Source organism: Planococcus ruber (assembly GCF_022819085.1).
In the GTDB taxonomy this organism is placed as follows: domain Bacteria; phylum Bacillota; class Bacilli; order Bacillales_A; family Planococcaceae; genus Planococcus; species Planococcus ruber.
The window spans coordinates 1,342,851-1,363,697 of the sequence record NZ_JALHAG010000001.1; the positions used below are offsets into that span (position 1 = coordinate 1,342,851).

At 40.1% G+C, this 20,847-nt stretch carries 20 protein-coding genes; 15 read left to right on the plus strand and 5 right to left on the minus strand.

Going from position 1 to position 20,847, the window contains the following annotated elements:
• Positions 1 to 11 precede the first annotated feature (11 nt).
• Positions 12 to 779: a tyrosine-protein phosphatase gene (locus MTR82_RS06695; protein WP_246808397.1), complete on the plus strand. Its 768-nt coding sequence runs from the start codon at positions 12 to 14 to the stop codon at positions 777 to 779.
• Positions 780 to 1,220: 441 nt separating this feature from the next.
• On the opposite strand, the gene MTR82_RS06700 is transcribed toward MTR82_RS06695, so the two are convergent.
• The 5 genes from MTR82_RS06700 to MTR82_RS06720 all read right to left on the minus strand — a co-directional run bounded on the left by MTR82_RS06700 (position 1,221) and on the right by MTR82_RS06720 (position 5,697).
• Entirely contained in the window at positions 1,221 to 2,270 is a 1,050-nt protein-coding gene (locus MTR82_RS06700; RefSeq protein WP_246808399.1) for a hypothetical protein, read from the minus strand.
• An 11-nt stretch (positions 2,271 to 2,281) separates the two neighbouring features.
• Positions 2,282 to 3,724, minus strand: coding sequence for an MBOAT family O-acyltransferase (locus MTR82_RS06705; protein ID WP_246808401.1), 1,443 nt, complete (start codon positions 3,722 to 3,724; stop codon positions 2,282 to 2,284).
• Between the two features lie 543 nt (positions 3,725 to 4,267).
• Positions 4,268 to 4,636: a DMT family transporter gene (locus tag MTR82_RS06710; RefSeq protein ID WP_052650757.1), complete on the minus strand. Its 369-nt coding sequence runs from the start codon at positions 4,634 to 4,636 to the stop codon at positions 4,268 to 4,270.
• The gene (locus tag MTR82_RS06715; RefSeq protein WP_052650758.1) at positions 4,633 to 4,992 is read right to left on the minus strand and encodes a DUF2304 domain-containing protein; all 360 of its coding nucleotides are present in this window, start codon (positions 4,990 to 4,992) and stop codon (positions 4,633 to 4,635) included. Before MTR82_RS06715 ends, MTR82_RS06710 begins: the two co-directional genes overlap by 4 nt.
• Before the next feature lie 15 nt (positions 4,993 to 5,007).
• On the minus strand, positions 5,008 to 5,697 hold the full coding sequence (locus MTR82_RS06720) for a glycosyltransferase family 2 protein (protein ID WP_052650759.1): 690 nt from the start codon (positions 5,695 to 5,697) through the stop codon (positions 5,008 to 5,010).
• Between the two features lie 547 nt (positions 5,698 to 6,244).
• Here MTR82_RS06720 and MTR82_RS06725 point away from each other — a divergent pair.
• The 14 genes from MTR82_RS06725 (at position 6,245) to MTR82_RS06790 (ending at position 20,621) form a co-directional block, all read left to right on the plus strand.
• The gene (locus MTR82_RS06725) at positions 6,245 to 6,973 is read left to right on the plus strand and encodes a YveK family protein (RefSeq protein WP_246808402.1); all 729 of its coding nucleotides are present in this window, start codon (positions 6,245 to 6,247) and stop codon (positions 6,971 to 6,973) included.
• Positions 6,974 to 6,977: 4 nt separating this feature from the next.
• Entirely contained in the window at positions 6,978 to 7,682 is a 705-nt protein-coding gene (locus MTR82_RS06730) for a CpsD/CapB family tyrosine-protein kinase (protein WP_246808403.1), read from the plus strand.
• 331 nt (positions 7,683 to 8,013) lie between these two features.
• Complete coding sequence (locus MTR82_RS06735) at positions 8,014 to 9,852, plus strand: polysaccharide biosynthesis protein (RefSeq protein ID WP_246808405.1); 1,839 nt, start codon at positions 8,014 to 8,016, stop codon at positions 9,850 to 9,852.
• A 54-nt stretch (positions 9,853 to 9,906) separates the two neighbouring features.
• Positions 9,907 to 11,019, plus strand: coding sequence for a DegT/DnrJ/EryC1/StrS family aminotransferase (locus MTR82_RS06740; protein WP_246808406.1), 1,113 nt, complete (start codon positions 9,907 to 9,909; stop codon positions 11,017 to 11,019).
• Positions 11,020 to 11,022: 3 nt separating this feature from the next.
• Entirely contained in the window at positions 11,023 to 11,640 is a 618-nt protein-coding gene (locus MTR82_RS06745; protein ID WP_246808407.1) for a sugar transferase, read from the plus strand.
• Positions 11,641 to 11,657: 17 nt separating this feature from the next.
• Positions 11,658 to 12,167: a GNAT family N-acetyltransferase gene (locus MTR82_RS06750; RefSeq protein WP_246808408.1), complete on the plus strand. Its 510-nt coding sequence runs from the start codon at positions 11,658 to 11,660 to the stop codon at positions 12,165 to 12,167.
• 15 nt (positions 12,168 to 12,182) lie between these two features.
• Positions 12,183 to 13,127, plus strand: coding sequence for a 1-aminocyclopropane-1-carboxylate deaminase/D-cysteine desulfhydrase (locus MTR82_RS06755; RefSeq protein WP_246808409.1), 945 nt, complete (start codon positions 12,183 to 12,185; stop codon positions 13,125 to 13,127).
• Complete coding sequence (locus tag MTR82_RS06760; RefSeq protein WP_246808410.1) at positions 13,120 to 14,094, plus strand: ATP-grasp domain-containing protein; 975 nt, start codon at positions 13,120 to 13,122, stop codon at positions 14,092 to 14,094. The genes MTR82_RS06755 and MTR82_RS06760 overlap by 8 nt, the downstream gene beginning before the upstream one ends.
• Before the next feature lie 24 nt (positions 14,095 to 14,118).
• Positions 14,119 to 15,387: a glycosyltransferase family 4 protein gene (locus MTR82_RS06765; protein ID WP_246808411.1), complete on the plus strand. Its 1,269-nt coding sequence runs from the start codon at positions 14,119 to 14,121 to the stop codon at positions 15,385 to 15,387.
• A 4-nt stretch (positions 15,388 to 15,391) separates the two neighbouring features.
• Entirely contained in the window at positions 15,392 to 16,408 is a 1,017-nt protein-coding gene (locus tag MTR82_RS06770; protein ID WP_246808412.1) for a Gfo/Idh/MocA family protein, read from the plus strand.
• Positions 16,409 to 16,427: 19 nt separating this feature from the next.
• Complete coding sequence (locus MTR82_RS06775; RefSeq protein WP_246808413.1) at positions 16,428 to 17,750, plus strand: nucleotide sugar dehydrogenase; 1,323 nt, start codon at positions 16,428 to 16,430, stop codon at positions 17,748 to 17,750.
• 61 nt (positions 17,751 to 17,811) lie between these two features.
• The gene (locus MTR82_RS06780) at positions 17,812 to 18,348 is read left to right on the plus strand and encodes an acyltransferase (protein ID WP_246808414.1); all 537 of its coding nucleotides are present in this window, start codon (positions 17,812 to 17,814) and stop codon (positions 18,346 to 18,348) included.
• Positions 18,349 to 18,376: 28 nt separating this feature from the next.
• On the plus strand, positions 18,377 to 19,501 hold the full coding sequence (locus MTR82_RS06785; RefSeq protein ID WP_246808415.1) for a DegT/DnrJ/EryC1/StrS family aminotransferase: 1,125 nt from the start codon (positions 18,377 to 18,379) through the stop codon (positions 19,499 to 19,501).
• Between the two features lie 19 nt (positions 19,502 to 19,520).
• Positions 19,521 to 20,621 carry a glycosyltransferase gene (locus MTR82_RS06790; protein WP_246808416.1) on the plus strand — a complete coding sequence of 367 codons (1,101 nt, stop codon included), beginning with the start codon at positions 19,521 to 19,523 and terminating at the stop codon, positions 20,619 to 20,621.
• Positions 20,622 to 20,847: the final 226 nt, after the last annotated feature.

The window sequence follows — 20,847 nt, forward strand, 5'->3', positions numbered from 1 at the left end:
GGAGAACACCTATGATTGACACGCATTCACACATTTTGGCAGGGCTCGATGACGGCGCTGAAACGATGGAACAGACAAAACGGCTTCTTGAAAAAGCAGTCGAAGAGCAAATCACCGGCATCATCGCCACACCGCATGGTCACCACCCCAATTTCAAGACCGATATCGGGGCCGTCCGAACCCAATTGGCCGCAGCGAATGCCTACATCGAAGAACAGCAGCTGCCGATCAAAGTTTACAGCGGCCTTGAAAATCGCCTGTCGGAACAATTGCCGCAGCGCCTAAAAGACGGCGAAGCATTGCCGCTTGCTGATTCGCAATACGTCTTGCTGGAACTGCCGTCATCTGGCATCCCGGCATACACCGTGCCGATCATCCAACAGCTGATTTTAGCCAATTACGTGCCGGTCATCGCGCACGCGGAACGCAACCAAGGCATTATCGAAAAGCCGGAGCGCCTGCGAAAACTCCTCCTCCACGGAGCTGTCGCTCAAGTAACCGCCGGCTCCATCGCCGGAAGTTTCGGCAAAGCCATCCAGAAAACCGCTTTAACCTTGCTCGATGCGAACTTGATCCACGTCTACGGCTCCGATGTACATAGCTTGGACAAACGTCCATTCCTATTCAATGAAGGACTCGACTACCTGGAAAAAAAGAATCGCCACGAAATGGTCGACTTGATGCTCGAAAACAACGAACGCATCCTGCTCAACCGCAACTTGATCGTCTTGGAACCCCAGGACATCCCAAAACCAAAATGGTGGAACGTCTTCGCGTAATGCGGAGGCGTTTTTATTTTGGGTAAGGGCAGTGTGAGGAAACTCAAGTCCGTTAGCGAGCAACTCGCCCAAACCCTTAAAACTCAATTGCCCAAAACCGTCGTTTTTGCTCCGCAAAAAGCGAGAAAAGGCAAAACCTTGATGTGTGGGGTGATTTCGAAGGCGAGAAGGGTGATTTCGTGGAGCGGAGGGGTGATTTCAAATGAGAGAAGGGTGATTTCGACACCTGACAGGGTGATTTCGCCGCCATCAAAAAAAAAGCCACCCGCACCAAAAGGTACAAGCAGCCTCGAAAAATCACTCTCGATTTTCTCACCCTACCTACAACCACAACCCAAGTGAGGGAGCGCCATGGGGGTGACGCAGCAAGAAGACAAGCGCTCTTTGCTTGGCTTCTTGCGAAAGTCACCCCCTAAGCGGGACGAACGCCTATTAAAACCATCACTCAATCTCCAACCCATCAACCAAAGCTCTCACATCTTCCAAATGTTCCTCAATATTCTCTGCCGTCACAAAAACCCCGAAATCCTCCGGCACCGCAGCGTCCGCACCTTGCTCCACACGCTTTGCGATCAGGTTGCCGATCTCCGGATAAAAGTGATGCCCATCGTAATAATTCGTAATTTCATTCGTCACCGAGTTCGGATACATGAAATTCCATACGCCGCCGTACACGTCAACCAAATCGCGCAGCCAAACCTCGTAGTCATCATACAGATCCGTCGCCACAAGCGACTTGAACAGCTCGGTTGAAATCGGCGTCGTATACACGGTCTTCTCAATTTCCGGCTCCGTATCCTTCACAATCCCCATGATCTCTTTATAGCGAGGGTAGTACACATAATGCGAACCGTAGAAGCTTTTCTCGAACATCTCGATTTTAGTCGCCGTATCCGCAGCTGTCTCTTCAGGACTTAACCGCCGCGCAAATGCATTGCCTTCGCGATTATACAAGCGGTCTTCAGAAATCTCATTGGCCGCAGACAAACGCAAATTCTTCAGCGACGTTTCAAAAACATCCAATGACAATAAATTCTTCGTCCGGTAAAACGATTTCTCGGTCCGCGCCACGTGGTTCGTAATATCCTTCGGCGCTTCCGCTTCCTGCGTGCTCGACTTGAAGAAATCGACGCCGAGCACAATGCGTTCGTAATCCGGATTCTTCTCAAACGCATATTCGATCATCGTCCGGTATTCCCGCATCGACAGGTTCGCCACCGAATAATTATAGACATCCCAGTCTTCAAACGCGGTCGTATGGATATACGTGCTGCGGCTTGAGCCAATCAACAGCGTATCGGCTGTCTTAGGCTGGTATTTTTGATTCGCCGTCTTCTGCTCGCGCTCATCGGTCACGACCTGCACATCGTTGAACAGGTGCGTATGGGCATAATGCCAAAGCGGATCGATCCAAAAATTCACCGCCACCACAATTGCGGTCAGCGAAGCGAAGATCGTCATGACCGTCATTGTAAAATTCTTATCGTCCACGGGATCTCCTCCTAGAAGTTGAAGTACAGGAATTCGCTCACTTGCTGCAATTGCATCGTGCTGTAGAAGAGCAGCAGCGCGACAAAAATTGCCATCGGCACATTCCGTTTCATCTCATTTTTGATTTCGATCGAGTTTTTCGCAAACCAGCTGAGCAATAAACCAATCAATAGTAAGAAATACATATGAATCGTTGGCGTATCAAACGGCAGAAGCACGACCCAGTCCGGATTGATGTCCGGGAACAGTTTGTAAATGCCGGCAGGTAAGTAGAAGCCGTTGAAGCCGAACATGGCACCGAGCACCGTCATTGCGTCTTCCAAAGTCAACGCACGGAAGAATACCCAAGCCAAGTGGACGAATAAAAACGTCGTTACCCAGGCGGCGATGCTGTTCATCTTATAGCCCGCAAGCTTCCAGTAGCGGCAGATGACACTTGCCACGCCGTGCAGAACGCCCCAGATGAGGAACGTCCAGCCGGCGCCGTGCCAGATGCCGCTCACCAAAAAGATGATGAAGATATTCAAATACGTCCGCCGCGGCCCTTTGCGGTTGCCGCCGAGCGGTATGTAAATATAAGCAGTTAAGAAATGCGACAACGTAATATGCCAGCGCCGCCAGAAGTCCTGGATGTCGCGCGCCTTATACGGAGAATTGAAATTGATCGGCAAGCGGATATTGAACAAGAGGGCGAGTCCGATCGCCATATCCGAATAGCCGCTGAAATCGAAATACAATTGCAGCGTATAGGAAAGCGTCGTAAACCAGCTGTCAAGGAATGTCAGCGACGCAACATCGCTATAGCCGGTGTTCGCCCAACCGGCAAACACATCCGCAATCCCGACTTTCTTGAACAGCCCAATCGCAAACACCAAGAGCCCCTTCGAAAGGTTCTCATACTGGATCCGGTAATTTTTCTTATCCGTAAACTGCGACATCACTTGGCCGTGGTGTACAATCGGACCTGCGATCAGCTGCGGGAAAAAGGAAACGAATAACCCATAATTGAGGAAATTGTATTCCTTTGTCTCGAGGCGGTACGAATCCACCAGATACGCAATTTGCTGGAACGTATAAAAACTGATTGCGAGCGGCAACAGCAGCTCTTTCAGCACAATCTCCGAACCGAACACAATATTGATGTTCTCCACAAAGAAATCGTAGTACTTATAATAGCCAAGCAAGCCGACATTAAAGACAATTCCTAATGTCAGAATCCCTTTGCGTAGCGGCTTCGCCCGGTTCTTCCCAAGAAACGCCCCGACAGTATAGTTGATCACCATCGATACCAAAATCAGCGGCAAATACGCCGGATTCCAATAGCCATAGAAGAACAGCGATGCAACGAGCAACCAGCTTTTCGCAAACGGAATATGCAGCCGGCCAAGCAGGTAATAAACCACAAAAACAATCGGAAGGAACAAAAAGATAAACTCAAACGAATTAAATATCACAACGAAACCCCTCTGATCTGTAAGAATGAAACAATCCATCCATTCTACTAAATTCTCCAAGAAAACAAAACCTATCTCCCATTCTAAACCAAACACCCGCAAATGAAACAGACCTCAAAACACTTCCCGAAAAAAAGAGCAAGATGGACTACTTTTCACTGGCAGTTATGCCGTTCTGAATAGAGGAGGGGAGAACTCATACAAAAAACAAAAACCTCATTACTCAAAACCGGCTTTCCGCTTCGCGAAAAGCGACAAAAACAAGTGCAGGGTGATTTCAACAGGAGAAAAGTTGATTTCGACACCTAAAAGGGTAAATTCAGTTGACTTTGGGGTAATTTCAGCAGGTTTTGAGGTGATTTCAACAAAACTACCACCACACCCAAAAGTGAGGGAGCGCCATGGGGGATACGAAGTAAGAAGACCGGTGCCTTTCCGGGCTTCTTACGGGAGTTCCCCCTAAGCGGGTCGAGCGGGTTTAGAACACTACAAAAATTTCATCAAAACAAAAAGCCCCCTAAAAAGGAGGCTCCAAACTCACCATCAACGCATCTCACTAATCCCGATAATCGAAACCCCAAGCATGATAAAGCACACACCTGCAATCTTCCAAAGCGTAATCGCCTCACCGAAAATGAAAAACGCGCCAACCACCGCAATCACATACGCACTCGACTGCAGCGGATACGCCACACTCAGCGGCACCCGCGTCAAAATGAACAGCCACAACACCGTCGCAAGCCCATACATCGTCAGGCCCGAAAAAATATACGGCGTGAAAAACAATTTAACCACCGAGAAAATCGAACTGAACGCATCCGTATTTTTCTCCATGCCGACTTTCCATAAAAACTGGCCAGCAACCAATATCAACGTATTGCACAATACCAACAACAGCGACACAATATTCATGAACGAGAATCCTCTTTCCGTACTTCCTGTATTTCACGCTGCAAAAACGCAACGTCCTGCACGAGCGTCTTGATGCGATGCTCCTGCTTCGACAATAAATGCGTATGGTAGATGAGTAAACTCAACACCACCAAAAACGCCAGCAAAAAAATCAGCGACGGCAAATAGCTGATGCCGATCGCGCGGGCAAAATCATTTAAATAAGGCAACGCGAACGCGAGCACGACGCCAATAATCGAAAACGTCAGCCACATAAACGCGTACTGGTCCGTCAGCTTGTTCTTCGCCGTCATCCCGATCACGACAAACAGAAAGAAGAGAGAAGAAGCGATCACAATGAGATAAACCGTATTCATTCACAAAACTCCTTCCTATATATAAGAACGGATCAGCGAAAAGAAGGTTACTTTCGCCATATAATAGACCGACTTGCCGGGCGTGATCGAAGATGCGCCGCCTTGCCTCGCATTCATCTCGACTTTCGTCTCTTCCACTTTAAAGCCTTTGCGGGCAAGCTTCACAATCACTTCCACCTCCGGGTAATCCACCGGATAGTCCTTCGCAAACCACTCGATCACGCGGCGGTTCACAATCCGGTAGCCGGAAGTCGGATCCGTGATGTTCACCCTTGCAATCAGGCGCAACAAATAATTGAAATAAAGAATGCCGACCCGGCGCGTCCAACTGCCTTTGTAATTCGACTTCTCCAAAAACCGCGAACCGATCAGCATATCCACATCCCGCTTTTTCATCTCCGCCACCAAATGATGAAGATCTTCCGGATCGTGCTGGCCATCTGCATCCAGCTGAATGGCATAATCATAGCCAAATCGTTCCGCGTACCGGAAGCCGGTCTGGACTGCACCGCCGATGCCCAAGTTCAAAGGAAGCGTCACGTGCGAAAAGTTATGTGCTTCCAGAATTTCTTTCGTCCGGTCCGTTGAGCCGTCGTTAATCACCACATAATCATACTCATCAAATTGTTCCAGTTGCTGGACTGTTCCAACAATGGCCTGTTCCTCGTTATAAGCGGGAACGATGATTAAAATCTTAGAAGTCATTGCCAAAAAGCCCCTTTTTCTTAGTAACTCTCATTATAGGAGGAAATCTAAGAGAAGTCATGTGAATTCCTAAATCCATACAATAAAACCAGACGTTGCTTCTTTTAGCTCATGGCTGCCAAACCCCAATGGCTAGGCTATAACCCTTAGGCAATACAAAATAGGTAAGAATAAAGTCAGTCTGCTCCAACTATTTTTATTAAGAATCTCTTTTCCAATTCGTTTCTAATCGTCCTGCTAAAAAACTCAAAAATCTCTTCTCCACGCACGGTTTTCGACATAATTTATCCATCTGGGCATGTGAAAATACCTGCATCCTTCCCAATAAAGGAAACAATACCTACGAAAATTTTCCAAAATAAACCGCAATACCCTTATAACTTCATGTTATACTGAGATAAAGTGAACCGGTGAACAGGAAATTATTTACCACCGCTTAGACCAATCGGACTTTAACCGCCAGCTGATTCCCGCATCAAAAGAGGGGCTGTCCTGTCATTTAAAGTAAGAACCTACCACATTTACCTTAAAAGGAGTCAAACGGCACATGGAAGAAACCATCTCGTTACAGGAACTTTTCACCACGTTAAAGAAAAGGCTCGTCTTGATCATCGCTTTGACGGTCATCGCAGTCATCATCGCAGGTGTTGTCAGCTACACATTGCTGACGCCGATTTACCAGACGTCAACGCAGATTCTCGTCAACCAGGAACAGACGGAAGCATCGCAGCTGACCAATCAGAACATCCAAACCGACCTGCAATTGATCAATACATACTCCGTCATTATCAAAAGCCCGGCCATTCTCGATCAAGTGGCCCAGCAGCTGGACCTTGGCTTGTCGGCTGAACAGCTGAACAGTAAAATCACCGTCAGCAACGCCGAAAACTCACAAGTCGTAAACGTATCGGTTGAAGATGCCGATCCGGCAATTGCCGTAGACATTGCAAACACGACTGCGGACGTTTTCCAAACTGAAATTCTGGAATTGATGAACGTCGACAACGTATCGATCTTGTCTCCAGCGGTCATGAAAGAGGATCCAACACCGATTAAACCGAATCCGATGCTCAATATGGCCATTGCCGCCGTCATCGGTTTGATGCTTGGCGTCGGGCTCGCTTTCTTGCTTGAATACTTGGATACGACGATCAAAAGCGATCAGGACATTGAGGACGTACTCGGGATCCCGGTGCTTGGCATGATTTCACCAATTGAAGAAAAAACCGATCTGCAGGAAGCTGCTAAAACATCATCGAAGAGAAGGGGAGCGTAAACAGATGGCAAAGAAGAGAAAGAATGCAATGCAGGAAACTGCGCGTAAAGTAATCTCGTTTACAAATCCCCGCTCATACGTTGCGGAACAATTCCGGACACTCCGGACGAACATCAATTTCTCGTCGCCGGATGCCGATATCCGGTCGCTGCTTGTGACATCAGCAGCGCCGTCTGAAGGGAAATCGACCGCTTCGGCGAACCTTGCTGTGGTGTTCGCACAAGAAGGGAAGCGCGTCTTATTGGTCGATGCCGATATGCGGAAACCGACGACGCATTACACGTTCCATATGGGGAACACGCAAGGCTTGTCATCTGTCTTAACCCGCCAAATCGAAGCGGAAGCGGCGATCCGGGAAACCGATATCGAACGCCTCGACTTATTGACGTGCGGACCGATTCCGCCAAACCCGGCGGAGCTTTTGGCATCCAAATCAATGGACGCGTTGATTGAACAATTAAAAGAAACGTATGACATCATCATTTTCGATGCGCCTCCGGTTCTTTCCGTAACCGATGGCCAGATCCTTGCCAGCAAATGCGAAGGTACAATCCTCGTCGTCAACTCCGGCACAACGGAAAAAGAAATGGCCCTAAAAGCGAAAGAAGCGATTGCTTCATCCAATAGCCGCCTGATCGGCGCCGTTTTAAATAACTTCATTTTGCCGAAAGACAATTACTATTACCAATACTACGGAGCTGAAAAGTAAAAAGGGCTTCCCTTTTTGCTTTTTTCTATGCCTAAACGAGCTCGGAAAAAGGCCTATAAACGGATTTTCCGGTTTTAGACCCCTAGACCCATTCCTCAGGACTATTCATACATAAGCTGTTGAAATAAAAACGAAACGTATTCTTTTTCGGGAACTAAGGATTACGTATTCATGAATTTGTAGGAATTGTAAGTTATCTTAGAAATTAATAACAGAAAAAGTAAGAATTTGTGTTTGAAATGTATTCTTTTCCAAATACTAGTATGCTAAAATAGATGTATAGTCTAATTGCCTAGATCTAAAGTACTTAAAATGGAAAGGAGTGAATAGCGTGTCTTTGAAAAACCGAGTATCCCTGTTGGTATTGCTGGATTCCTTAATTGTTTTCTTCTCCATCTTTATCGGTTATTTCTTGCTTCATCCATGGACCAACCCCTTTGACAGCGTCTTCTTGCTGGCGAGCGCTACGACGATCTTTGCCGCGCACCACGCATTTGCGATGTATTACGGGCTCTACCGGAAAATTTGGGAATACGCATCGATCGGCGAACTGACGTCGATCTTTAAGGCGGTGACTTTCTCCGTCATCGCGGTCGGTCTGGTCCAATACTTTGTGCGGGGAGATGTGCTGCTTCGGGCGCTGGCCATTACGTGGATGCTGCACCTCTTATTAATCGGAGGATCCAGGCTTTCCTGGCGTCTGCTCCGGGATATGTTCCTCGGCCACCGTCAAAACGACCAAAAACGCACGATGATCGTCGGAGCGGGAAGAGCCGGCACGTTAGTTGCCCGCCAGCTCATCAACAACCCGGAAAAAGGCTTGATGCCGATTGCCTTCGTAGACGATGACATCAAAAAGCAAGGATTGGAAATTTACGGCGTGCGGGTCGTCGGCGGCACCGATGCCATAGCCGATATTGCCAAAGACAACAAAATCGAACAAATCGTCTTCGCGATTCCTTCACTCCCAAAACCAGAAACCGCAGAAATCATTTCCCAGTGCGTCGACACCGGCATCAAAACCCAAATCATTCCGCTCATCGAAGACTTGATGACTGGAAAGCTCTCCGTTACCGACATGCAAGACGTCAAAATCGAAGACTTGCTGGGACGCGACGAAGTGAAATTGGATATGAATAAAATCCAGGGGCAGCTGACAGGGAAGACCGTCCTCGTCACAGGTGCAGGCGGTTCGATCGGTTCTGAAATCTGCCGCCAGATCTCACGCTTTACACCGGAGAAGCTCTTGCTTCTCGGCCACGGCGAAAACTCGATTTACCTGATCGACATGGAACTGCGCAATTCGATCGACTGCGATACCGAAATCATTCCGATCATTGCAGACGTCCAGGACCGTGAACGCATGATCCAGATCATGATGGACTACGAGCCGGATGTCGTCTACCACGCAGCAGCGCATAAGCATGTTCCATTAATGGAAGGAAATCCGATGGAAGCTGTGAAGAATAACATCTTCGGTACGAAAAACGTAGCGGATGCCGCGCATTTTGCAGGAGTGAAAAACTTCGTCATGGTGTCAACGGATAAAGCAGTTAATCCTCCGAATGTAATGGGAGCGACGAAGCGCTTTGCAGAAATGATCGTTCAGAACTTGGCAAAACGCAGTAAGACGAAATTTGCAGCCGTGCGTTTTGGAAATGTACTCGGTTCACGCGGATCGGTAATTCCATTATTTAAGAAGCAAATTGCAGCAGGCGGCCCAATTACCGTTACAGATGAACGAATGACCCGCTATTTCATGACAATTCCTGAAGCATCTCGTTTGGTAATTCAGGCAGGTACCTTAGCCGAAGGCGGGGAAGTCTTCGTTCTTGATATGGGAGAGCCTGTGAGAATCGTCGACCTTGCCGAAAATTTAATCCGCTTGTCTGGATATGAAAAAGAAGATATCGGCATTAAATTTGCGGGGATTCGTCCAGGCGAGAAGTTATATGAAGAATTACTAAATAAAGACGAAATTCAAAACGAGCAAGTATTTCCGAAAATCCATATTGGCAAGGCGAACCCAGTTAGTGAGGGTGAGCTGACAATTTTGTTGGATAAGTTATTGGATATGGAGATGGATGTTTTGAAAGATACATTAATTGCTTTAGCAAATCGTAAGAATGTAGGTATAAGCGAAAGCAACTTATTAAAAGCTGCAAAATAAATCATTAAATGCGCAATCGAATGTTGTGGCACATCAGGAAGGAAGCATCAGACAATGGCAGAACGAATTTTCCTCTCATCACCACATATGAGTGACGAAGGCTATGAACAGCATTATGTAAAAGAAGCTTTTGATACCAACTGGATCGCGCCTCTAGGAACCAATGTAAACGAATTTGAAAATGAATTGGCTGCTAAAGTCGGTTCCAATGCAGCAGCAGCTCTTTCTTCCGGAACAGCAGCGATTCATCTGGCATTAAAAGCAGCTGGCGTCGGAGAAGAGGACATTGTATTCTGTTCAACTCTTACGTTTTCCGCAACGGCCAACCCGATCATTTATCAAAATGCAATTCCCGTTTTTATCGATAGCGACTACGAAACGTGGAATATGTCACCCAAAGCATTAGAAGAAGCTTTTGAGAAATATCCGGAAGTAAAAGCGGTGCTCTTAGTCCATCTATATGGCTTATCTGCTGATATGGATAAAATTACAGCACTTTGCAAAAAATATAATGTTGCTTTGATAGAAGATGCAGCTGAATCTTTAGGTACTTACTATAAAGGCCAGCATACCGGAACTTTTGGAAATTACGGAATCTTTTCTTTCAACGGAAATAAAATCATCACCACTTCGGGTGGCGGAATGTTAATTTCTAATGATGAAGAACGAATCGCTAAAGCAAGATTCTGGGCAACGCAGTCGAGAGACCAGGCAAGACACTATCAGCATAGTGAATTGGGCTTTAATTACCGGATGAGCAATGTGGTTGCTGGAATAGGCAGAGGACAGTTAAAAGTGTTAGATAACCGAGTTGCAAAGAAAAACTACATTTATAATTTTTATAAGAACCACTTGAGTGATCTTGAAGGTGTAGAGTTTATGCCAGATAACAAATGGGACAAAGCGAACTATTGGTTAAGTGCAATGACTTTAACTGGCAGCATCCGACCGAATGATGTAATGGATGCTCTTGAAAAAGAAAATATTGAATCGCGTCCAGTTTGGAAGCCGATGCATATGCAGCCTTATTTTGAGAAGTATGATTTTGTAGGAACGAAAGTTTCTGAAGAATTATTCGAGAACGGGGTTTGTTTACCTAGTGATACGAAGATTACGGATGAGCAGCTAGAGAGAGTTATTAAGATTATTAGAGGGTTGTGGAAATAAACTGTGAGAAATTTAAACCTATTTATAAAAAGAACAATAGATTTCATAGGTAGTTTAATAGGAGTAATTATCATATCACCAGTTTTAATTCTAATTGCTATTGCTATTAAAGTGACTTCCAAAGGACCTGTATTTTTTAAACAGGAGAGATTGGGTCGTAATGGTCAAGTCTTTAAAATCTTGAAGTTCAGAACAATGGTTTTGAATGCAGAAAAATTAGGGACTGGTTTATTTGTCAAAACAGAGACTGATAACCGCATTACTAAAATAGGCAAAATATTACGAGCTACTAGTTTAGATGAACTTCCTCAACTGTGGAATGTAGTTATTGGTGAAATGAGTTTAGTAGGACCGAGACCTCCAGTTCCTCATCATCCATATTGTTTTGAAGAGTACAATGATTTTCAAAGAAAAAGATTTAATATGAGACCAGGTATTACCGGGTTAACTCAAGTCACAGTTAGAAATTCTGTTCCGTGGGATGAAAGAATTCCTGTAGATGTCGAATATGTAGAGAAGTTTAATATATGGATAGATATCAAAATTTTGTTTAATACGTTTTTAAAAATATTCAAAAGTGAAAGTATCTATACGCATAGTAATGAAAAAAAATCATCCTAAACTAACGGAGGTGTAGTATGACTATTTCTTTAAGAAAATTTCAAGAAGAAGATGTGCCTTATAAAGTTCAATGGATTAATGACGATCGAAATAATAAATACTTACATTATGATTTACCATTAGAAGAAGGTAAAACTCTAGCTTGGTTCAAAACACTTAAAGAAAGAAACGATAGAGTCGATTATACAATTACCTACCACGGACAACCTGCAGGTTTAATCGGTTTATTGAATATAGATTATAACAATAAGAAGGGAGAATACTATATTTGCTTAGGTGGCGAAGAATTTAAAGGAAAAGGTATTGCCAGCAAAGCAACTGAACTTCTAATAGAAAAAAGTTATAAAGAGTTAGGTTTGCAAAAAATATATTTATATACAGAAATAGAAAACAATTCAGCCCAAAAATTATTCGAGAAGATAGGATTTCAGAAAGAAGGCTTGCTTAAGAATGATTTAATCCACAATGGAGAAAAAATCGATAGATTTGTCTACGGGTTAAATATTGAAGAATTTACTACTAAATAATGGACGTGAACTGAATTGTATACAGATACAAACCACAATACACCAATCCATAGCCTGAGCTTACAATTAAATGAAAATAAATTTTATATTAAAAGAGACGACCTTCTGCCTGTATCTTTTGGTGGAAATAAAGCGCGGAAAGCAATTCTGTTCTTTAATGATATAGAAAATAAGAATGCTGGATGTATTGTAACTTATGGCAGCAGCAGTTCAAATCATTGTAGAATCATAGCGAATATTGCCGTTGCTAAAAATATGCCATGTTATATAATTTCTCCCAGTGAAACTAATGTGACAACAACGAACAGTAAAATAATTGGGGTATTAAATGCAGTAGTAATAGAGTGTCCCATAGATGAGGTAAGCCAAACGATAGAGTTACAATTATCAGCACTTAAAGAGAATGGTCTCCGGCCATATTTTATTCCAGGTGGTGGTCACGGGAATATTGGTACACAGTCCTATGTTGATGCTTTTAAAGAGATTTTGAATTACGAGGCTTCGAAAGGTGAATTTTTTGATTACATTTTTCATCCATCGGGGACGGGTACTACACAAGCTGGATTGATTTGCGGAAATTTGTTGAATGCATGTGAAAGAAAAATTATAGGAATCAGTATTGCTAGAAAAATGCCTTATGGCAGTCGAGTAGTACTAGATAGCGCGAACTCATATTTAAAAAGTATTGATGAAAATCCAATTGAGAATGAAAAAATTGATTTTGTAGATGATTATATTCTTAATGGATATGGGGCTTATAACAAGGACATTCTAAAAACTATAAAAGAGGTTTTAATTCTAGATGGAGTACCAATGGATCCTACTTATACTGGTAAGGCATTCTGGGGGATGAAAGAATTTATTATTAACAATGAGATAAAAAATAAAAAGATATTATTTATACATACTGGCGGGACTCCGCTTTTTTTTGATGGTTTGGAGGAATTAATGAATGACTGATGATTTGAATGTTTTAATATTAAGTTGTGGAACGAGAAACAAAATAGTGCAATATTTTAAAAGTGAATTAGCTGGCAAAGGAATGGTTATGGCTACAGACTGTAGCATTTTAGCACCAGCGCTGTATGAAGCTGATAAATATTTTATTGTTCCAAGAATGAACGAGGATGGATATTTAGAACATATATTAAAAATTTGTAGAGACAATAAGATAAAAGCAGTATTATCTTTGATTGATCCAGAATTGAGTTTGCTCGCCGAAAATAAGCAAGCATTTTTAGATATCGGAACTCTTCCAATTGTTTCAAATCTTAATATAGTTGAGATGTCTTTTGATAAATATAAGATGTTTGAATTTATGATCCAAAATGGCTTTTCAACTGTTCAAAGCTATATAGATGAAGAGCAGTTTTATGATTGTTTAGAGAAAGGAGAAATCTCCTTTCCTGTATTTGTTAAACCTGTAAAAGGGAGCGCAAGTCTTAATATTAACAAAGTAACAACAAAGCAAGAGATAAAGACATTATATAGCCAGTTTGATAACTTGATGATACAAGAATATATGAATGGATCAGAACTTGGTGCAGATGTTTACATCGATATGCTTTCAGAAGAACCCGTATCTATATTTATAAAAGAGAAACTTAAGATGAGAGCAGGAGAAACAGATAAATCAGTATCGTATAAGGATGAAAAACTTTTTGAACTAATAAGATCCTTTGTACTTAAAGCTGGTTTCAAAGGAATAATTGATATTGATATTTTTAAAGTAAATGATGAATATTATATTTCTGAAGTAAATCCAAGATTTGGTGGAGGGTTTCCTCATGCTTATGAGTGTGGAGTTAATGTTCCTAAAATGATTATTAATAATGTTAAGGGATATAAGAACTCTAATACTATTGGCAATTACGAAGATGAGGTTTATATGATGAAGTTTAATGAAGTCAAGATATTAAAAAAGTAGTTAATGAGTTAGGAGTATAAATTAATGGCTAAAAAAAATATTTGGATAATGAATCATTATGCTACCAACAGTTTCTTCAATGAAGCAGGAAGGCATTACTGGTTTGCAGAAAATTTAACGAAAAATGGATATAATCCAGTTATTTTTTGTGCCGATACAAGACATAACAGTACAGATTTCATAGAAATAACTAAAGGAAAATACACTACACAACATTCTAATGGAATCCCATTTGTTTTTGTTAAAACAAACTCCTATAAAAATAACGGTTTAGATAGAATCAAGAATATGGTTTCTTTCTACAAGAATATATTTAGTGTGGCAAAAAAATATTCTCGAAAACATGGTAAACCTGATATTATTTTAGCTTCAAGTGTTCATCCATTAACCTTAGTGGCTGGGATAAAAATTGCGAAAAAATTTGGAGTAAAGTGCATTTGTGAAGTAAGAGATTTATGGCCAGAAAGTTTGGTAGCTTATGGATCACTAAAAAAAACTAATCCATTAACACATTTTTTGTATTTGGGAGAAAGATGGATTTATCAAAAGGCAGACGAAATAATTTTTACAATTGAGGGTGGAAAAGACTATATTATCGGTAGAGGTTGGCACAAGGAAAATGGCGGGAAAATTAATCTTAAGAAAGTTCATCACATTAACAATGGTGTAGATTTAGAAGCTTTTAACTATAATATGGGCAATTACATTCTAAATGACTCTGACTTAGAAAATCAAGAAGCTTTTAAAGTAGTCTATACAGGTTCTATTCGAAAAGTAAATAATGTTGGGAAAATAATTAAAGTTGCTGAAATGTTTAAAGAAAAAGGAATTGAAAATATAATTTTTTTAATATTTGGCAATGGACCAGACAGAGAAAAACTTGAAAAATACTGTTCGGATAAGCAATTATCGAGTGTTAAATTCAAAGGTATAGTTAACAAAAAGAAAATTCCATATATCTTAAGCAAATCTGATTTAAATATAATTCATTTTCAACAAAATGATATAAAAAGATATGGAGCTAGTTTAAATAAAATGTTCGAGTATTTTGCTAGCGGTAAACCTACCATTTCGGACTGTGAGTTTGGCTACGATTTGATAAAAAAATATAATGCTGGAATGGTGTTAGATAATGCTGAAGTAAATCAACTTGCTGAAGGTATATTAGAATTCCAGAAGATGTCTCCTGAAAAATATGAGATGTATTCTTCAAATGCACTTCAAGCTGCCAAGGATTATAATTTCCAAAAATTAACATTAGATTTAATCGACGTAATAGAAAATAGGAATTGAGTTGATGAAGTTGAATTTTGCTATAATTGGTTGCGGATTTATTGCAAAGAAGCATGCACAGGCTATTAATAATATTCCAAATGCAACTTTGATAGCCGTTTGTGACAGAGTTCCAGAGACGATGAATTTCTATGAAGATGAATATGGAGCAAAACCCTATATCGATTCAAAGGAGATGCTAAAAGACCCTTCAATTGATGTAGTCTGTATTTGTACTCCTAGTGGGCTACATGCTGTAATCGCTGAGGAAGTAGCTGCTGCAAAAAAACATATTGTAATGGAAAAACCGATTGCAATGACAATCGAAGAAACAGATCGAATAATAAATGCGGCAGATATTAATAATGTAAAACTAACAATCGTACATCCTAATAGATTTAGAACGGTAGTGCAAGAAACAAAAAAAATACTTGATCAAAGTTTATTAGGAAAGATAAGTCATGCTAACTGTCTTGTAAATTGGAATAGAGGACAAGAATATTATGATCAAGCCCCGTGGCGTGGTACTAAGGAACATGATGGTGGAGTGTTAATGAACCAGGCTATTCATAATCTAGATTTACTTTTATGGTTTATGGGCAATCCAAAAGAAGTTTTCAGTTTAGAAGCAACACGTTTACGAGATATAGAAGCTGAAGATGTATCTACAGGGGTTATTCGATTTGAAAGTGGAGCTTTAGCGAATGTCCAAGCTTCAACAACTGTTTATCCTAAAAACTTCGAAGAATCAATTACTATATTTGGAGAAAAAGGTACATTGAAAATTGGAGGACCGAATGCTTTACATTTTGAAAAGCTGGAAATTGAAGGCTTAAATGCCTCTAGTATTCAAGAAATGATAGGACATGTTGAACAAGACCCTTGGGGCACACCAGGGCATCAACGCATTATTGAAGAGCTAATTTCAGCAATAAAAAACAATGAACACCCTGCAGTAACTGGGGAAGATGGTAAAAGAGCTCTGAAATTAGTTTTAGCATTTTATGAATCTGCTGCAAAAAAAAAGTTAATAAAATTATAATGGAAAAGGGAGTTTTGAAATGAATAAATTAATAGATTTAAAAGAATTATTAATAAATAAATTGAATTCTAAATCTGCAACAATAGGAGTTGTGGGGCTAGGCTATGTAGGTTTACCACTTGCTGTGGAAAAAGCTAAGGCGGGCTTCACTGTAATTGGTTTTGATGTACAAGAAGAGAAGGTGAAAAATGTTAATGATGGTATTAATTACATTGGCGATGTTTTGCCGGCAGATTTAGAGTCATTAGTTACAAATGGGAAATTGAAAGCAACATCCGACTACTCTTTTATAAAAGATGTGGATGCGGTAGCAATTTGTGTTCCAACTCCTTTAGATATTTATAAGCAGCCAAATATGGCTTATGTTGAGAGTTCTGCGAGAGCAATTGCTGCTAATTTTACAAAAGGTACATTAATCGTATTAGAGAGCACCACTTACCCAGGGACAACAGAAGAATTAATTAAACCTATATTAGAAGAGTCAGGTTTAGTTTGTGGAGAAGACTTTTTCTTGGCGTATTCACCTGAAAGAGTAGATCCAGGTAATAAAGATTTTAATACTAAGAATACTCCTAAAGTAGTTGGTGGTATTACAGAAAACTGTACAAAAGTTGCTGCAACCATGTACAGAGCAGTTTTAGATGGCGATGTTCATGAAGTCTCGAGTCCAGCAGTAGCAGAAATGGAGAAATTGTTAGAAAACACTTTCAGAAATATTAATGTAGCGTTAGCAAATGAAATGGCCATATTGTGTCATAAGATGGGGATTGATGTTTGGGAAGTAATTGATGCAGCTGCTACTAAACCTTATGGTTTTATGCCCTTCTATCCTGGACCTGGGTTAGGTGGGCATTGCATTCCAATAGATCCTTGGTATTTGACTTGGAAGGCTCGCGAATATAATTATCATACAAAACTAATCGAAACAGCTGGAGAGATCAATGATAGTATGCCTGATTTTGTTGTTCAGCGTTGTGCAGAGATTTTGAATAAACAAGAGAAAGCATTGAATGGTGCGAAGATATTAGTTCTGGGGATTGCCTATAAAAAGAATATCGACGATTATCGTGAATCACCGGTGTTACCTATTTTGGATAGATTGACAAGCTCAGGTTCTTCATGGGAAGCCGTAGATCCTTATATTCCGAAATTCATGCTGCATGGTAAAGAAGTTGAGACTATCCCTATGACCGCGGAAAAATTAAATGAAGCAGATTTGATTCTAATTGCAACTAATCATACAGACTTTGATTATGAAATGATATTGTCTTCCGGAAAATCTGTTTTGGATACAAGAAACTCCTATGATAATTTGACAGAAGAAAATTATTTTAAATTATAATTATAATTCAATATAAGATTGGAATGATACTATGTCTCACTTTGTTCATGAAAGCAGTTATGTGGATGAAAATGTAAGAATTGGAAATGGAACGAAGATTTGGCATTTCAGTCATATTCACAGTGGATCAGAAATTGGGGAAAACTGTTCTTTAGGCCAAAATGTTAATATAGGAAACAATGTAACTATCGGTAAAGGTGTTAAGATTCAAAATAACGTTTCTGTTTACGAAGGTGTCGAACTAGAGGACTATGTATTTTGTGGACCCTCAATGGTTTTCACAAATGATTTAACTCCTCGAAGTAAATATCCAAAGGGAAAAGAAGGATATAAAAATACAAAAGTTAAGTGTGGAGCTTCAATCGGTGCAAATGCAACAATAGTGTGTGGAAACACTATTGGAAAGTGGGCGATGGTAGCTTCAGGAGCAGTAGTTACAAAGTCGGTACCCAACTATGCTCTTGTAGCTGGGATTCCAGCAAAACAAATTGGATGGGTCTGCGAATGTGGAAATGTATTAAATAAAGATTTAAAATGTATGCAGTGCAATAGAAAATATGTAGAAACTATAGATGGACTTGAAGAAGCAGGGGAATGAATTTTATCAGTTTCGGGGAGGTTATCAAATGGAGTTTAGAGATTTAAAAAGTCAGTATCAGAAATATAAAGGTGAAATAGATTCTGCAATTCAAAATGTCCTTAGTAAAGGAACGTTTATTGGCGGTAAAGAAGTAAACGAATTGGAGGATCAGTTGAGTGAATATGTAGGGGTGAAACACTGTATTACTTGTGCGAATGGAACAGAAGCAATGACCTTGTTAATGATGGCTTGGGATATTAAAGAAGGCGATGCTGTATTCGTTCCAGACTTCACCTTTTTCTCGACAGGTGAAGTTGTAGCATTCAAAGGTGCAACACCGGTATTTGTCGATGTAAATCGAGATACATATAATTTAGATCCTGAAAAATTAGAAATGGCAATATTAAAAGTAATTGAAGAAGGAACTTTAACACCAAAAGTTATTATTCCAGTTGACTTGTTTGGTCTTCCTGCAAATCATTTTGAAATTAGCAAAATTGCTAAAAAGTATGACTTGTATGTTTTAGAAGATGCTGCGCAAGGTTTTGGTGGGAGTATCGATGGTAAAAAAGCAGGAAGCTTTGGAGATGCAGCTACTACTTCTTTTTTTCCAGCGAAACCGCTAGGTTGTTATGGGGATGGAGGAGCAATCTTTACAGACGATGATAAACTTGCAAGTTTGTTAAAATCCTTAAAAGTTCATGGTAAGGGTGAAAATAAGTATGATAATGTAAGAATTGGAGTTAATTCGAGGTTAGATACTTTGCAAGCTGCAATCTTACTAGTAAAATTAAAAGCTTTTATTAATCACGAAGTAGAAGATGTGAATAGAGTAGCAAGTTTATATAATCAACATTTGAAAGAATTTGTTGAAATACCAGTAATTCCAGAAGGGTATCATTCGAGTTTTGCTCAATATACTATTAAACTAAAAAATTTAGAGCAACGAAATACAATGCAACAAAAGCTGAAAGAGAGTGGGATTCCTAGCATGGTTTACTATGTTAAGCCTATGCATTTGCAGGGGGCATTTTCTAGAATTAATGGAGAAGAATTTGATTATGAAGTTACCAATAATTTATGCGAAACAGTTTTATCTCTACCTATGCATCCATATTTGGAACTGAAAGACATAGAACAAATTTGCAAAGTAATTAAAAGTAGTATTTGAGGATTGATGGGAGAATATAATGAATAAGATTGTCATGATTCTAACAAATAGATACGATCCAGATGTTCGAGTATACAAAGAAGCGAAATACTTAGTTGAAAATGGATTTGAAGTAGAAATATTGTGCTGGGATCGAGAAAGTCATTATCCTCATGATGAAAATGTATTTGAGGATGGTATTAAAATTACTAGGTTCTATCCAAATGCTAAATATGGAAGTGGGCTTAAACAAATCTTCGGTTTTTTGAAGTTTATAAAAGAAGTGAAACATTATCTTAAGAATAAAGATATAAATTACATTCACTGCCATGATTTAGATGGCGCTATAGTGGGGAATATAGTAAAAAAAGGTCGTCCTGAATTGGTTTTTGATATGCATGAGTATTATGAAGTGCAAGGATCAAAGCAGAAAATCAGAAAAATAGTGCGTATTGTGGTTAATCTTATACAAACAAGGTTTGATCATATTATCTATGTAAACCCTGAACAAACTAAGAATATGAAGAAAAAAAATCAAGAAAAACTTGTTTACTTGCCTAATTATCCTGAAGTTGAAAATTACACAAGTTTTTTAAAAGAATCAACTTCTACATTGAAGATATCTTATATTGGTGCGGTTCGCCAATTCAATGAATTGAAGAACTTAATATTGGCATCAAAAGGAATCCCTAATGTCGAAGTAGCCATACATGGAGAAGGTGTAGCATATAGCCGATTAAACGAGCTATCTAAAAAATATAAGAATGTGAAGATTACAGGAGTATTCAAACATCACCAATCAGGACAGTTGTTTAGTGAGTGTGATGTTTTATACGCTGTATATCCCACACATTCGTTGCAAAATCGAATAGCTTATCCAGTGAAGTTTTTTGAAGCTATAGCATCTAAAACACCCCTAATTGTCTCGAAAGGAACAATACTAGAAGAAGAGTTAAAGAAAAATGATATCGGGTTTGCAGTTGACGGAGAGAACATTGAGGAAATAGAAGAATTAATAAAGTACCTAGTATTAAATAAAGATTCATTAGAAAATAAGACTGCTAACATAGAGAAGATTCAAGAAAAATATCAATGGAGTTCAGTAGTGAAAAATCTAGATTATATATATTCTGAAAAATAAAAGGTTTATGAAGGGGAAAAGTTAATTTTACGAAATTAGGTAATTTGAATAGGTGTCCTACATTCAAAGCTAGGAAAAAACTTATTTTATAAAATCTATTTAAATTTGAGTTGTAAGCATAAACTGAACCAACTGTTCTATATAAGTGAATCGTAATTCTTCCAGCAGTGTGCGGTAATTCAATGTCTTTCTTTAATCGGTTCGGCAAAGGGATTATCGCAACTTT

Excerpts from the sequence above, each read along its gene's own strand:
- MTR82_RS06695 (WP_246808397.1), top strand. The coding sequence starts at position 12 with ATGATTGACACGCATTCACACATTTTGGCAGGGCTCGATGACGGCGCT.
- MTR82_RS06750 (WP_246808408.1), top strand. The coding sequence starts at position 11,658 with ATGACTATTTCTTTAAGAAAATTTCAAGAAGAAGATGTGCCTTATAAA.
- MTR82_RS06715 (WP_052650758.1), bottom strand. The coding sequence starts at position 4,992 with ATGAATACGGTTTATCTCATTGTGATCGCTTCTTCTCTCTTCTTTCTG.
- MTR82_RS06790 (WP_246808416.1), top strand. The coding sequence starts at position 19,521 with ATGAATAAGATTGTCATGATTCTAACAAATAGATACGATCCAGATGTT.
- MTR82_RS06765 (WP_246808411.1), top strand. The coding sequence starts at position 14,119 with ATGGCTAAAAAAAATATTTGGATAATGAATCATTATGCTACCAACAGT.
- MTR82_RS06720 (WP_052650759.1), bottom strand. The coding sequence starts at position 5,697 with ATGACTTCTAAGATTTTAATCATCGTTCCCGCTTATAACGAGGAACAG.
- MTR82_RS06770 (WP_246808412.1), top strand. The coding sequence starts at position 15,392 with ATGAAGTTGAATTTTGCTATAATTGGTTGCGGATTTATTGCAAAGAAG.
- MTR82_RS06730 (WP_246808403.1), top strand. The coding sequence starts at position 6,978 with ATGGCAAAGAAGAGAAAGAATGCAATGCAGGAAACTGCGCGTAAAGTA.
- MTR82_RS06710 (WP_052650757.1), bottom strand. The coding sequence starts at position 4,636 with ATGAATATTGTGTCGCTGTTGTTGGTATTGTGCAATACGTTGATATTG.
- MTR82_RS06785 (WP_246808415.1), top strand. The coding sequence starts at position 18,377 with ATGGAGTTTAGAGATTTAAAAAGTCAGTATCAGAAATATAAAGGTGAA.
- MTR82_RS06775 (WP_246808413.1), top strand. The coding sequence starts at position 16,428 with ATGAATAAATTAATAGATTTAAAAGAATTATTAATAAATAAATTGAAT.
- MTR82_RS06725 (WP_246808402.1), top strand. The coding sequence starts at position 6,245 with ATGGAAGAAACCATCTCGTTACAGGAACTTTTCACCACGTTAAAGAAA.
- MTR82_RS06740 (WP_246808406.1), top strand. The coding sequence starts at position 9,907 with ATGGCAGAACGAATTTTCCTCTCATCACCACATATGAGTGACGAAGGC.
- MTR82_RS06760 (WP_246808410.1), top strand. The coding sequence starts at position 13,120 with ATGACTGATGATTTGAATGTTTTAATATTAAGTTGTGGAACGAGAAAC.